We start from the raw sequence: 12,055 nt of genomic DNA on the forward strand, positions 1-12,055 counted from the left end.
CGGCGGCATTGGTCTCGTCAGGGCAGATTGAAGCGGTCCAGAAGCGTTTTCTGCTCAATAAGATCGTAAATGGCGTTGTCGTCGGCCTCGCGCCGTTCATCGGTCAGGGCTTCCTTGCGGTGCTCGTCGAGCCTGTCGCCTTTGGCGCGCTCCTTGCGCATACGCCCCTCATGGATTTCCTGGACGGTTGCGAGATGCTGATCGCGTGACGTGAGGCGACCGATCTGCGTCGCATAGATGCTGGTGAAGATCTGATGGACCGGCGAAAGCGAGCCGAGCGCCTCGACCGTGACGTCGAGGCTGCGCTGGATCTCGGCGCGCGCCCGCGTCGTCGACGCCAGATCGGCTTGCGCCATGTTCTCCAACTGCCGCTGCACCCGGACCAGCCGCGCGAGTTTCTCAGAACGAGGCAGCTTCGCCATGGGTCACCTCAACACCTGGCTGAACCCGTCGCCGAAAAGCTGGAGCATCGCCGTCACACCGAAATAAAGGAGGATCGTACCACCCATTACCAAATAGGGCGTGGAGATGAAGAACACCGGCACCACAGGCGCCAGCTTGTTGATGAACCCGATCGCCATGTTGAACAACACGTTGAACAGAATGAACGGGCTTGCGAGCCTGAGCATGATGGTGAAAGTGGTGGAGAGTGTGTCCACCAGGGACACCAGCGCCTTCTGCGCCTCAAAACCGGCTCCCGGCGGCCAGGTCTTGTAGGACTGAGCGATCGCCAGGAACAACTGGTGATGAAAATCCATCATGAACAGCACCATGAGCCCCGCGAACGTCACGAGATTGGTTAGCTGGCCTTCGCTGGTGTCTTCGAGAATATCGTTGGCGGGTGGCGTGTTCAAGCCGATCATCATGGTGATGACAGTGCCGAGGAACTGCAGCCCGATCGCATAGAAGCGCGCGATCAGGCCCAGGACAACGCCGGTCAGGGTTTCCAACACGATGAGGCCGATATAGCCGCCCAGGCCGCGTTCGATCTTCGGATAGACGTCGTCCCACATCAATGGCAGCAGCGCCAGCGACACGGTGACGGCGATGAAAAGCCTGATCATCACGGGAATGCGGGCCGTGGAAAAACCCGGCAGAACCATGATGCAGCCCCCGATGCGGCAGAACACCACAACGAGGGCCAGCACCAGACCTTCGGGATCCTGGATCATGAAATGGTTCCGAGGATCTTGATTTCGATGCCCTTGGCGAGCTCCACATGCGACAGCACGGGCAGAGTGGCGAACAGCCGCTCGATGATCATGCGGACATAGGAACGCGTTTCCGGCGAGGTGACGAGCACGAAAGGCAGGCCGCGATCGAGATATTCGCGCACGACCTTGGTGGCCTGTTCGGAGAATTCCTCGAGATGGCGCGGATCGATGTCGAATTCGATGATCTCGCCCTTGGCGTCGCGCTTGATCGCCTGATGGAACACCATGTCCCACTTGTTGCCGAGACGCAGGACGCGCAGCACGCCGTTGTCCGAAAGGTCGCCGCAGATCTGCTGCGCCATGCGCACACGGACATGTTCGACGATCTGTTCGGTCTTGCGCACATGCGGGGCGAGTTCGGCGACCGCTTCGAGAATGAGATGCAGGTTGCGGATCGACACGCGTTCGGCGAGCAGCAGCTTGAGCACCGCTTGCAGGCCCGAATAGGACATATGCGTGGTGCAGATCTCGTCGGCGAGCTTCTTGTATTCGGGGTCGAGGCGATCGATGAGGATCTTGACGTCCTTGTAGGACAGAAGCTGCGGCAGGTTGTTACGGATGACTTCCGACAGATGCGTGAGCACGACCGAGACGTTGTCGATCGGATGGAAGCCTTCGCGCTTGAGTTCTTCGGTGAAGGTTTCGACCACCGACACCGCCGGCATGCCGAACGCGGGCTCGCGGACATCGTCCCCCGGGACGGTCGGTCGGCGACCGCCGCCGGTGATAACAAGCACTTCGCCGACGCGCAGCATGTTGGAGGCCACCGTCGTGCCGTGGATGCGGATGTGATAGGACTTGTCGGGTATGCCGAGTTCGTCCGACACCTTGATTTCCGGCACGACGAAACCGTATTGGCTCGCGAACTTCTTGCGCATCTTGCCGACCCGGAAGGCCAGTTCCTGATGCGCGCCAAGGAGGCGGGTAGAGACCTGCTTGCCGAGTTGCAGTTCGATCTCCGGCGTCTTGAGCGCGTTCTTGACCGAATCCTTGTCCTGCTCTTTGACCTCGGACGCCTTCTTCTGCTCCTCGACCAGCCGCTTGGCCTGGTTTTCGGCTTCGATCCGGCGCGGAATGACATAGCTGCCGAAGGCAAGGATCACACCGAGCGCGGTGAACGGAAAGAACGGCAATCCCGGCACGAGCGCCAGCGTGAAGACGAGGCCCGCCGCCATGGCGAGAGCGCGGGGATAACCGGCGAGCTGATCGACGACGGCTTTGTCGGTGGTGCCGGTCTGGCCGCCGCGCGACACGAGCAGGCCGGCGGCGAGCGAGATGATCAGCGCCGGGATCTGCGAAACGAGACCGTCGCCGACGGACAGCTTGACGAAGACGTCGGCGGCTTCGGTCAGCTCCATCCCATGGCGGAAATAGCCGATGATGATGCCGCCGAAAATGTTGATGGCCGTGATCAGCAGACCTGCGACAGCGTCGCCGCGCACGAATTTGGAGGCGCCGTCCATAGCCCCGAAGAACGAGCTCTCGTCCTCGAGTTCTTTTCTGCGCCGGCGGGCTTCGCCCTCGTCGATAATGCCGGCGGACAAGTCGGCGTCGATCGACATCTGCTTGCCGGGGATGGCGTCCAAGGTGAAGCGAGCGCCAACTTCCGCGATGCGGGTGGCGCCCTTGGTGATGACAATGAAGTTCACCACGATGAGGATCATGAAAACGATCAGACCGATGACGAAGTCGTCCGACATCACCAGGCTGGCGAAGCCGGCGATCACATGGCCGGCCGCTTCATGTCCCTCATTGCCGTGCGACAGGATCACGCGCGTCGTCGCGATGTTGAGCGCAAGGCGCGTCATCGTCGCGATCAGCAGAATTGTCGGGAAAGATGAGAAATCCAACGGCTTCTGGATCCACAACGCCACCATCAGGATGAGGACGGAGAAGGAGATCGAGAAAGCGAGACCCAGGTCGATCAGGAACGCCGGTATCGGCAGAAACAGGATCGACAGGATCGCGATGATACCGATCGCGAATCCGATATCGCGCCCTTTGGGCGCAAGTTTTGGAACTGTAATCGACTGAACATCAGCCATAAATCTTCCGCCTCTTCATGAAGCCGCTATTCCACCTGATAGCGGATAGCAGCGGAAGCTTGCGCGAAGTGTTCGGCGGAGGCGTATTGCGGCTAGAAGCCGCTCTGAACCCGCGAGAAGATCATGGTCGTGAAGATGGACATTTGCGAGCCGATGAAGGGGGCCGACAAGGCGACCGCCGCAAAGACCGCGAGAATTTTGGGCACGAAGGTCAGGGTGATTTCCTGAACCTGGGTCAGCGCCTGGAGCAGCGCCACAACGACGCCGACGATCATAGCCGCAAGGACGGCGGGGCCCGATGCGATCAGCACGGTCCAGATCGCTGCCTGCACCATGTCTAGAGCGTCAGCCTCATTCATCAAGGGGTCCTACCGAATGCTTCAGGTTCCGTCGGTTCCCGAGGAATTGTTATTGCTTACACTATCGGACGAGCCAGTGCCATCGTCACTGCCATCGTCGGTCGAGGAACTTGTGTTGTCGCTCGACGTATTGTTCGTCGTCGTGGAGGTTCCGTCAGAGGAGGACGACGAGGTCGTGTTCTTGATGGTGATGCCCTCCTCGATCGTCACTTCGCTACCCGATTTCAGGGTTGCGATGACGCCGTCGGAGGTGATGGAGATCGATTCGACAACGCCGCTCGTTTCGCCATCGGCGCTTTCGATCGTCTTGCCGATATAGGAAGCGGCCGTCGACAGCGAATTCTGGCTGATCACGTTTTCAAGATGCGTGTTGGTCTTGATCTGCTGTTCGACCTGAGAGAAGGACGCCAACTGGGCCATCTGCTCCGTCGCATCCATCGGATCCGTCGGATCCTGGTTTTCCATCTGGGCGACAAGCAGAGTCAGGAAGTTGTTGTAGTCGAGCGTCGCGGATGCCGAGTCGGTCGCGGCGGTGGACGTCGACGAACTCGATGTCGACGAGGTCGTGGTCGATGTCGATGTGGCCGACAGGGCGTTGAGGGCGCTTATTGCCACGGCGCGATCTCCCGGCGGATCTGTTCGCGAACTGCAGGCGTCAGTTCCTGGTTGCTCAGGATCTTCTCCTCGATGGCGTAGAGGCCGCGGATTGCCTTGAGCGCATCGAACGGACGTCCGGACGTGACGATGGCGTCGATCCGCTTGAGTTCCGCGAGGATCTCTTCGTTCTGGAAGCTCGCGAGCAACATCACGATCGACTTCTTGAACATCTGCTTGGACTGTTCGGCGCCCTCGGGATTGATGAGCATCATCTGCACGATGAAATACAGCTGCTTGAGCGGCGTCGTCGCGCCTTCAGGCTGCAGCACATGGTTTTCGAGCAGGAAGGTCACGTCATTGAGGAACTCGATGGCGACTTTGCGATCCACCCTGAGAACGGCCCCATTGATGAAAATCCGTTCTCCGGATTTGAGAGAAATACGCAAAGTGCTCTTCATTTCAGTCCATCCCTGATGATGGTTATAATGTCTGCAATGCCTTTGAAATTTACAGACTGGCGCATTCTGATCCGGTCGACCTCCTTGAGGATCCAGATCCCGATCGAGATCAGGTCCGCCTTGAGGTTGGCGGGCAACTGATTGTCGGCAAGCCTGAGATCGTCAATCAGGGCTACCCAGACCCGTCGCGTATAATAGAGCGCCTCGACGGCCTCACGCGATTCGCGGCCTTTCTGTTCGGCGGCACGCAAAAGATTCACGGCGCGATCAAGAACCTGTTTTTCGCGTTCTCGCGAATCGGCGACATCATCCGCCATAATTTCTGCGTAGGAAAACTGGTACATTCAGCCCCTCATATTCCGGTCATTTTTGAAGCCTAACTGGTTTGCCTGAACCCAGGCTTACGCTTTCAGCAACGCTTCGTTCTGAGATCAAAGAAGTTTTCGGCGCGGCCCGGACAGCCGCGCGCATGCGTTACAGGGCGTTGACGAGGCTCAGCTCGTTCAAACGCGCGGTGATGGAATAAGAGATTTCCATCTGATTGCTGAGCGCCGTGATTCGGTTCGACGCTTCGTAGACATCGACGCCTTCGAGATCGTCCAGATTGAGCTTGACGATGTCGATCTGCGCCTGAAGCGTTTCATTGGCCTGGGCTACACGGTTCTGCGACAGCCCAAGCTGGCTGCGATCCGCGTCTACGCCGGAGATTGCCTGGCCCATATAGGAAATCGCGGCATTGCTGACGACATTGCGGGACGCGGCGGAGAAATTGGAATTCAGCATTTCGATCGACATGACCGACGCCATCGCCATGTAGCGAAAACCGTCGGTGATGGTGGTCGACGAACTCTGGATGACTTCGGTGCGCGAGATGCGCGCGGTGGTCGACGTGTCCGAGGCGTTCGACCAGTTTGCTTCCCAGTCCCCGTCCTCAGTCAGAAACATCGGCTCGAGCTCATTGGTGATAAAGTCCTGCATGTCGTCGGCCGCGATTGTGGACACGGCAGCGTCGTCAGGAGCAAATCCGAAATGACTGGTGAAGGCGTCGACAAACGCCTGGCGAGCGGGGCTTCCGTCCGCAAAATAGTCTGCAAGCGGCGCCTCGTCGGTATTGATGCCCGACAGAACATATTCGCCGTTCACAGAGGTGTTGGCCGCAGAGGTCGCCTGTTCGAGCGCATCGCGCATCGTGCGCTCGACCGTCGCCAACTGGGAATCGTCGTTGCTGCCAGATAGCGCCACGAGCGTGTTGAGGCCGGTCTGCGCCGTGTTGGAAATGGTGTCCAGCGCAGTTTGAGTCGACGACAGGCGCTGCTCGACGACTGCGTTCGTCTTGAGCAGATTTTCCATCATGCTGACTTCGGTATGGAGATTGAGGCTGCGCGTGGTCGTCGCGCCTAGCTCCTTGCCGATATTCGAGTAGACGCCGCTGACCGCCTCTTTTTGAGAATCGATCAACTCGGCCTGAACCGAATTGATGGTCGAACGCATGGCGTTCTGGACGGAGAGATTCGAGATGAAGGAGGTTTTCATGTTTTCCTAGCCTACACAGCGTCAAGCAGAGACTTGATCATTTCGTCCACGGCCGACACCAGCTTGCTGGACGCCTTGTAGCTCTGCTCGAGATCAAGCATGAGAGACATTTCTTCGTCGAGGCTGACGCCGGTGGTGTTGGACAGGGCTTCCGTGATGCGGGTCAGTTGCGCATCCTTGTTTTCCTTGGCGGTGGCGCTTTCGGACACCAACTGCTCCAGCCAGCCGATCGACGCATTGGCATAACCGATGATCGATATCTCCGTGTCGAGATAGGCGTCCTCATTGAATGTCTGATCCTCGGACATCGCGGTCACCAGCCCGTCGAGAATGTCGGAATAGCTGGCGTCGTCATCGGCATTGCCGAGATAGTCGGTGCTGGCGACTCCCAAGTCGTCGACGTCGTAGCCTCCGTCGCGCAACAGCGTGGGATCGCCATCCTTGGTCTTGATCAGAGCGTCGTTGACCTTGATGAGGGCTGCGAAACCCTCCTGGATTTCGGTCTCGTCAGGGATCGTGTCGCCAGCGGCATAGCCATTCCAGGTGAAGAGGCCCGGCAGATCGTCCAGGCCGGCGCCGGACTGATCCACCTGAGCGAAGGACTTGACCAGTCCTCGGGCCGTCTCGTCGAGTTGATCCTGGTACGAGGGAATGATGCTGTCGCGCACCTGCAGAAGCGCCGCGAGGCTGCCCTTTGCAGTGGAGTTTCCGCTGCTGCCGGCCTCCATAGCGGCGCCGTCGACGATCAGCGGGTTGCCTTCAGTCGATGCGCCATAGGCCGGGGTCGGCGTGAAGAGAATTTCGCGGGGGCTCCGATCGAACAGCATCGTGCCGTCCTCGGTGTAGAGCACCATTTCGTTGTTGTCGCGGGTGAAGGATCTGATCCCGATGATCTCGGAGATCTGCCGCAGGTAGCTGTCGCGCGCATCGAGTTCGTTGTTGACGTCCGCGCCGTTGGCCGTGCCCTGCCGCACAGCGTCATTGACCGTCTGGAACTGCTTGAGCAGATTGTTCAGTTCCTCGACCTGGTTGTTGATTTCCTGGTCGATCGTCCCACGCATTCCCTGAATCTCCTGAGAGACCGAGTTCAGAGAATTCGCCACATCCTGCGCGCTCGACACCACTGTGGAAGCAAGCGTCGATTCGTTCGGCTTGGTCGCATAAGCCTGGACGTCGTCGCGAAGTTTCGTGATGTAGGTCGATGGCGCAGTTTCGTAGTCGTTGCCGCCGAGCAGAGTGCGGATATCCGTCAGCTTCTGTTCGATCGTGGTCTGCGCGCTCGATTCCGCGGTCGCGGACATGGATTGCTTCAGCAGGCCGTTGTCGGCGGCGCGTTCGATTTTCAGGACCTGCGCGCCATTGGAATCCAGCGTGAGGACGCCAACCCGGCGCGAATAATCCGGGTTGGAGGCGTTTGCGATGTTGGTGGACAAAGCCGCCGACTGCAAACCCGTGTTGGAAAAGATCGTTTGCGCGGTTGTGATGGCAGACGATAGCGACATAACGATCTCCTAAGCTGCAGCGTCAGCGGGCCAGATTGACGAGGGTTTCCAACAGATCCGAACCTGCCTGGAACACCTTGGAATTGGCCGTGTAGCTTCGCTGGGACGAAATCATCGTCGTCAGTTCGGAAGCGAGGTCGACATTGGAGTCTTCGAGGGCGCCTGAAATGATGTCGCCAAACGCAGTCTGTCCCGCGAAACCGATCTGCAGATCGCCGGATTCGGTGTTGGGGCGATAGACGTTGCCCGAAATCACATCCATCTGATCCGGACTTGTCACCGTGCCCAAGGCCAATTGGTAAAGCGGCGTGGTGTCGCCATTGTCGTATTTGGCCGAGATCGTGCCGTCTGCGCCAATCTCCACACCAGTCACGACGCTCGCGCCATTGCCGTTGACTTCCGCCTCGGTCACCGAGAAGTCATAACCCAATTGGGTCATGCCAGAGAGGTCGATGTTCAGTGCCTCGGGATTGTTGGTGGCGAAGTCAGCCGGGAGCGTGATTGTCGATGTCGAACCGTCAACAAGCGCTCCCGTATCGGGGTCAAAGGTCAGATCTTCAGTGCTCAAAGGACCGTTCGCGTATGGGAAGGAACCGGAGTCGGCGTCGGCGTCGGCCTTGTTGAACACCGCGACTTCCCATGTGTTGTCGTCGGTTTTCGTGAAGTAGATGTCGAGAATGACCTCATTGCCGAGGCTGTCATAGACGGTCAATGAGCTCTTGTGAGAATAATCGACATCGTCTGTGGAGCCTGAATAGCCCGAGGCAGGCGCGTCGCCGGAGTCGACAATCTCTTCACCCGCATCAAGATTCGCGGAGAATGTGGCGTCCGTGGACGCGTTGGCCTGCATGTCGGTCGCGCCGATGTTCACCGCTTCGAGACCGGCGAAACCGTTGGCGACGACAGATGGCTCATCATCGCCGTAGCTGTAACCCATCAGGGTGTAGCCGCCCGCATTGACCAGATTGCCGTCGGAGTCCGTGGTGAAGGAGCCTGCGCGCGTCAGGAAGCTCTGGCCGCTCGAATCCTGAACGATGAAGTAGCCATCGCCATTGATCGCCAGATCGGTGTCTGATGTCGTGTAGGTCAGCGAACCCTGCTGCGAGATGGAATACCGGACTTCGGTCTCCACGCTGCCGGAATTGTAGCTGCCGTTCGTTTGCGGCATCAGCAGGGACGAGAACTCCGTCGACGCCGTTTTATAGCCGGTTGTGCTGGAATTGGCGATGTTGTCGCTGACTGTGCTCAACCGGTTGGCTTGGGCGTTCATACCCGAAACGCCGGTTCTCATCATTCCGTAAAGGCTCATCTCGGATCCTCTTTTCCGTAATATTTACAGACTAGAAGACGTGCCTTGCGTGAACCTTTGCGTGGGGTCTGCTAAATTTATCAATGCGCGCCGCGCGAACGCGGCGCGCAAAATTTCACTGCCAATCGATGCAGTAACCGAGGAAGCGCTTGGAATCGATCGGGTCGACGCCGAGCTTCTTGCGCAGCTTCTTGCGCAGCTTGCTGATATGGCTTTCCACTACGTTTTCTTCGACGTCTTCGTCGAAGATGCCGTAGATCGCGTTGAAGATCTGCGTCTTGGAGACGCGCCGACCGCGATTGGCCACGAGGTACTCCAGGATGCGGCGCTCGCGGCGCGGCAAGGCGAAGACTTCGCCATTGATCTCCGGATCGCGACCATCGGAGAAGACCCGGATGGCGCCGACGTCGGTGAACTTAACGTCAAGAGCCTTGTAGCGCCGGCGGATCGCCGCGGCGCGCGCGAGGATCTCGCGCGGATGAACCGGCTTACGCACCACGTCATCCACCCCACAATCAAAGAATGCAAGGGTCATCTCCAGAGAGGGAGAATCAGACACGGCAATCACCGGAGCCTGGCTCCGGTCCCTGATCGCCTTCGGCAGGCCGAGCGCAAGCTCGGACTGACCGATCAGGAAGGCTTCGACCGCGTCGATATCCGCGTCCGCAGCCGTATTGACCCACTCCCCGAATTCGTGAGGGTCAAAGCCCGTAGAGGGCACGCCTTCGCGACAAAAAAGTGAGGTATATCCATCTTTTACGAGCGCTCGCTCGTCTACCACTACGATCATCGTCCGCCTCCGAATCAGTGTAGTGAAACAACACCTCATTCGTACGAATCGCGGGACTCCCGAGCAACTAGAGCTAATGAGGGGGTCAAATTAACAGTTGATTAAGAATTAGGGGGCGATTTGATCTATATATGGTATCCGCATCAAAACGACACACAATTTTCCACAGGGAAAAGTTAACGTATGGTTAATCGCGGCAACGAGGCGTATTGACTCCTCATTGTCACCACAAAGGGACCAAAAATCCGTCAACTTTACCTGAACTCGGAAAACGCAACCTTCAGTTGCCGCAGAAATCTAACGCCTGCTTCGTCCAAACGCCGTATCCCGTCGCCACAAGGTTGGTAATCACCCTGCAAACATAACGCTTCTGCGCTGGATTGTTGTTCGGCCCGGCATGATATCGCGCAACGGCCATGGTCCATGTAACATGCTTCGCATGCAGTTGCGCGAGAAATCTTGCGGCGTAATCGACATTTTTCTCCGGGTCGAGCATGGCTTCCAAGGATGAAAACTGGTCGCCATGATAGCGTTGATTGATTTGCATGCAGCCTAGATCGATCAGTTCGGCGCCGCGCAGTCTAGCTTGCTGAAACACCATAAGCGCTTCATCGGGAGAACGGGCGAAGACGGCCTTTCCTTCGATATTGAGCGCCCAAGGCTGGAGGGATCCCTTGCGGCCGGTTTCCGTGAGGCCGACTGAATAGAGGATGCCTTCAGGAACTCCGTAGCGGGCCGCAGCGCGCGAAATCTCGCGCTCACATAGGCCCGAACTCGCTCTGGCTTCAGAGGTAGAGACCGCCGTCGCCAGAATCGCCAGTCCCGCGATTGCCATCCAATTCGGACGTTTGAAGCTCACTGACGGAGACCTGCTCGCTACGGGCGCCGCGTCCATCGCCATTCTGCTGCCGCTGGGCGTCACCCTGCCCTTCGCGCAGGTTCTGGTTCGAGCCATATTGTCCCTGATCCTGTTGCTGGCTTTCCGTCTTGGGCGCCGGGTTGAGCTGGATGCTGACCTGATCGACCGAGAAGCCCTGATCTCTCAGCGACTGAACAATCGCGGACTGATCCCTGGCAAGATGGCGATAGCCCTCGATCGTATCGACCGTGACCTCGACGGAGAGTTCTTCACCCTTGAGCCTGAGCGACGCCGTCATCGTGCCGAGATGCTCGGGATTCATCTGAATTTTCAGCGTATTGACGGTGGTCGCCGTCGCCTGGACGCTTACATCGGTCATGGTGGTGTAAGGCGCCAGCGCGCGGCTGGCCTCATTGGCCAGGGCCGCAGTCAAAGCCTTGGCGTTGTCGCCGCCAAATCCGAGATATCGACGCGAATCGAGGACAGTCACTTGATCGAAGCCATCAAGCTTCACATCCTCGCCGCCCTTGGCCGATTTCAGCACGTCCTCGACGGTGGCATCGGTCACTCCGTCAGCATTGCCGGTGGTCGTCGCCGTGACCTGGGCCAGGGCATCCTTGACACTGTCGGCGCTGCGCCCTGTGGCGTCCGGCGTTTCGGTCGTCTGAGCGGCGCTCGTGACCGGCAACGCCTGGGTAAGGTCAAGGAGCGAGGCGGCTGTTGTCGCCTCGGAAGCGGTGTCGGCGGACGTTTCATCCGTTGCAGCTTCTCCCTCTTTCTCAGCGCCAAGCGCTTTCGCCAGAGAAGACAGAAGCCGGTGCGCGGCGCTCGCCGCTTCACCGCCGTCCACGGCGACATCGGCAAAGAGGGACGCCAACACGCCGCCGTCTTCCGTCAACGAAGCATCTTGCAACGTCTGCAGGTTCGCTGCATCCGCACCATCGCCCGCCCCCTGCAGCTCTGACGCCAAGGCCGCGAGTTGATCGGCGGACAACATGCTGTCGGCCTCAGAGAGAAGCTCGGCGAGCATGTCGCTCCCGGAGTCTAGGCCGGTCTTGGAGGCGCCGACTTCGGATTGCGCAAGACGATAGAGGGACGGATCAATCTGACCCTGTTGTCCTGAGTTTCCAATACCTTGGGCAATTGCGAAAAGCGTCGGGATCGACTGGCTCCGGACTCCGTCTGCGCCATCCGCAGTTGCCCCGGAAGACAAGCCGTCGTCCGTCGCCACCGCGCCATTGGCCTGTTCGGAACCGGCCTCTTCGAGGTAATCTCCAAACCGGGAGCCATCATCCGGAGCGTCTGCGGAATCCTGAGAACCGCTGGATTTCGATCCGTTCACCGCGACGGGGCCGCGAGCGACGGCAGTTGCTGAAGCGTCGATCATGA

At 58.8% G+C, this 12,055-nt stretch carries 13 protein-coding genes; all 13 read right to left on the reverse strand.

All coding sequences use genetic code 11. The features are described from left to right. Window positions 1-17: 17 nt before the first annotated feature. The 13 genes from E8Q41_RS16605 to E8Q41_RS16665 all read right to left on the reverse strand — a co-directional run bounded on the left by E8Q41_RS16605 (window position 18) and on the right by E8Q41_RS16665 (window position 12,053). Entirely contained in the window at window positions 18-422 is a 405-nt protein-coding gene (locus tag E8Q41_RS16605) for a hypothetical protein (RefSeq protein ID WP_137156677.1), read from the reverse strand. A 3-nt stretch (window positions 423-425) separates the two neighbouring features. Beyond that, window positions 426-1,172 (reverse strand): flagellar biosynthetic protein FliR, encoded by a 747-nt coding sequence (locus E8Q41_RS16610; RefSeq protein WP_137156678.1) that lies wholly within the window; start codon window positions 1,170-1,172, stop codon window positions 426-428. Beyond that, window positions 1,169-3,259 carry a flagellar biosynthesis protein FlhA gene (flhA, locus tag E8Q41_RS16615; RefSeq protein WP_137156679.1) on the reverse strand — a complete coding sequence of 697 codons (2,091 nt, stop codon included), beginning with the start codon at window positions 3,257-3,259 and terminating at the stop codon, window positions 1,169-1,171. Before flhA ends, E8Q41_RS16610 begins: the two co-directional genes overlap by 4 nt. Window positions 3,260-3,351: 92 nt before the next feature. Next, window positions 3,352-3,618 carry a flagellar biosynthesis protein FliQ gene (fliQ, locus tag E8Q41_RS16620; protein ID WP_137156680.1) on the reverse strand — a complete coding sequence of 89 codons (267 nt, stop codon included), beginning with the start codon at window positions 3,616-3,618 and terminating at the stop codon, window positions 3,352-3,354. A gap of 21 nt (window positions 3,619-3,639) precedes the next feature. Then, window positions 3,640-4,233 (reverse strand): flagellar hook assembly protein FlgD, encoded by a 594-nt coding sequence (flgD, locus tag E8Q41_RS16625; protein ID WP_348640025.1) that lies wholly within the window; start codon window positions 4,231-4,233, stop codon window positions 3,640-3,642. Beyond that, complete coding sequence (flbT, locus tag E8Q41_RS16630) at window positions 4,224-4,673, reverse strand: flagellar biosynthesis repressor FlbT (protein WP_137156681.1); 450 nt, start codon at window positions 4,671-4,673, stop codon at window positions 4,224-4,226. Before flbT ends, flgD begins: the two co-directional genes overlap by 10 nt. Beyond that, window positions 4,670-5,017 carry a flagellar biosynthesis regulator FlaF gene (gene flaF, locus E8Q41_RS16635; protein ID WP_137156682.1) on the reverse strand — a complete coding sequence of 116 codons (348 nt, stop codon included), beginning with the start codon at window positions 5,015-5,017 and terminating at the stop codon, window positions 4,670-4,672. Before flaF ends, flbT begins: the two co-directional genes overlap by 4 nt. 130 nt (window positions 5,018-5,147) lie before the next feature. Beyond that, a complete protein-coding gene (locus E8Q41_RS16640; protein ID WP_137156683.1) occupies window positions 5,148-6,206 on the reverse strand; it encodes a flagellar hook-associated family protein in 1,059 nt (352 codons plus the stop codon). 11 nt (window positions 6,207-6,217) lie between these two features. Beyond that, entirely contained in the window at window positions 6,218-7,708 is a 1,491-nt protein-coding gene (gene flgK / locus E8Q41_RS16645) for a flagellar hook-associated protein FlgK (protein WP_137156684.1), read from the reverse strand. Between the two features lie 22 nt (window positions 7,709-7,730). Continuing rightward, the gene (locus E8Q41_RS16650) at window positions 7,731-9,017 is read right to left on the reverse strand and encodes a flagellar hook protein FlgE (protein ID WP_137156685.1); all 1,287 of its coding nucleotides are present in this window, start codon (window positions 9,015-9,017) and stop codon (window positions 7,731-7,733) included. Between the two features lie 115 nt (window positions 9,018-9,132). Continuing rightward, window positions 9,133-9,807, reverse strand: coding sequence for a response regulator transcription factor (locus E8Q41_RS16655; protein ID WP_137156686.1), 675 nt, complete (start codon window positions 9,805-9,807; stop codon window positions 9,133-9,135). A 280-nt stretch (window positions 9,808-10,087) separates the two neighbouring features. Continuing rightward, window positions 10,088-10,642 (reverse strand): transglycosylase SLT domain-containing protein, encoded by a 555-nt coding sequence (locus E8Q41_RS16660; protein ID WP_137156755.1) that lies wholly within the window; start codon window positions 10,640-10,642, stop codon window positions 10,088-10,090. Next, a complete protein-coding gene (locus tag E8Q41_RS16665; protein ID WP_137156687.1) occupies window positions 10,593-12,053 on the reverse strand; it encodes a flagellar hook-length control protein FliK in 1,461 nt (486 codons plus the stop codon). The genes E8Q41_RS16660 and E8Q41_RS16665 overlap by 50 nt, the downstream gene beginning before the upstream one ends. Window positions 12,054-12,055 lie beyond the last annotated feature (2 nt).

This window comes from Rhizobium sp. FKL33, assembly GCF_005222915.1.
In the GTDB taxonomy this organism is placed as follows: Bacteria; Pseudomonadota; Alphaproteobacteria; order Rhizobiales; family Rhizobiaceae; genus Rhizobium_E.

Excerpts from the sequence above, each read along its gene's own strand:
- E8Q41_RS16610 (WP_137156678.1), bottom strand. The coding sequence starts at position 1,172 with ATGATCCAGGATCCCGAAGGTCTGGTGCTGGCCCTCGTTGTGGTGTTC.
- E8Q41_RS16640 (WP_137156683.1), bottom strand. The coding sequence starts at position 6,206 with ATGAAAACCTCCTTCATCTCGAATCTCTCCGTCCAGAACGCCATGCGT.
- E8Q41_RS16650 (WP_137156685.1), bottom strand. The coding sequence starts at position 9,017 with ATGAGCCTTTACGGAATGATGAGAACCGGCGTTTCGGGTATGAACGCC.
- flhA (WP_137156679.1), bottom strand. The coding sequence starts at position 3,259 with ATGGCTGATGTTCAGTCGATTACAGTTCCAAAACTTGCGCCCAAAGGG.
- E8Q41_RS16655 (WP_137156686.1), bottom strand. The coding sequence starts at position 9,807 with ATGATCGTAGTGGTAGACGAGCGAGCGCTCGTAAAAGATGGATATACC.
- flaF (WP_137156682.1), bottom strand. The coding sequence starts at position 5,017 with ATGTACCAGTTTTCCTACGCAGAAATTATGGCGGATGATGTCGCCGAT.
- E8Q41_RS16665 (WP_137156687.1), bottom strand. The coding sequence starts at position 12,053 with ATGATCGACGCTTCAGCAACTGCCGTCGCTCGCGGCCCCGTCGCGGTG.
- fliQ (WP_137156680.1), bottom strand. The coding sequence starts at position 3,618 with ATGAATGAGGCTGACGCTCTAGACATGGTGCAGGCAGCGATCTGGACC.
- flbT (WP_137156681.1), bottom strand. The coding sequence starts at position 4,673 with ATGAAGAGCACTTTGCGTATTTCTCTCAAATCCGGAGAACGGATTTTC.
- E8Q41_RS16660 (WP_137156755.1), bottom strand. The coding sequence starts at position 10,642 with ATGGCAATCGCGGGACTGGCGATTCTGGCGACGGCGGTCTCTACCTCT.
- E8Q41_RS16605 (WP_137156677.1), bottom strand. The coding sequence starts at position 422 with ATGGCGAAGCTGCCTCGTTCTGAGAAACTCGCGCGGCTGGTCCGGGTG.
- flgK (WP_137156684.1), bottom strand. The coding sequence starts at position 7,708 with ATGTCGCTATCGTCTGCCATCACAACCGCGCAAACGATCTTTTCCAAC.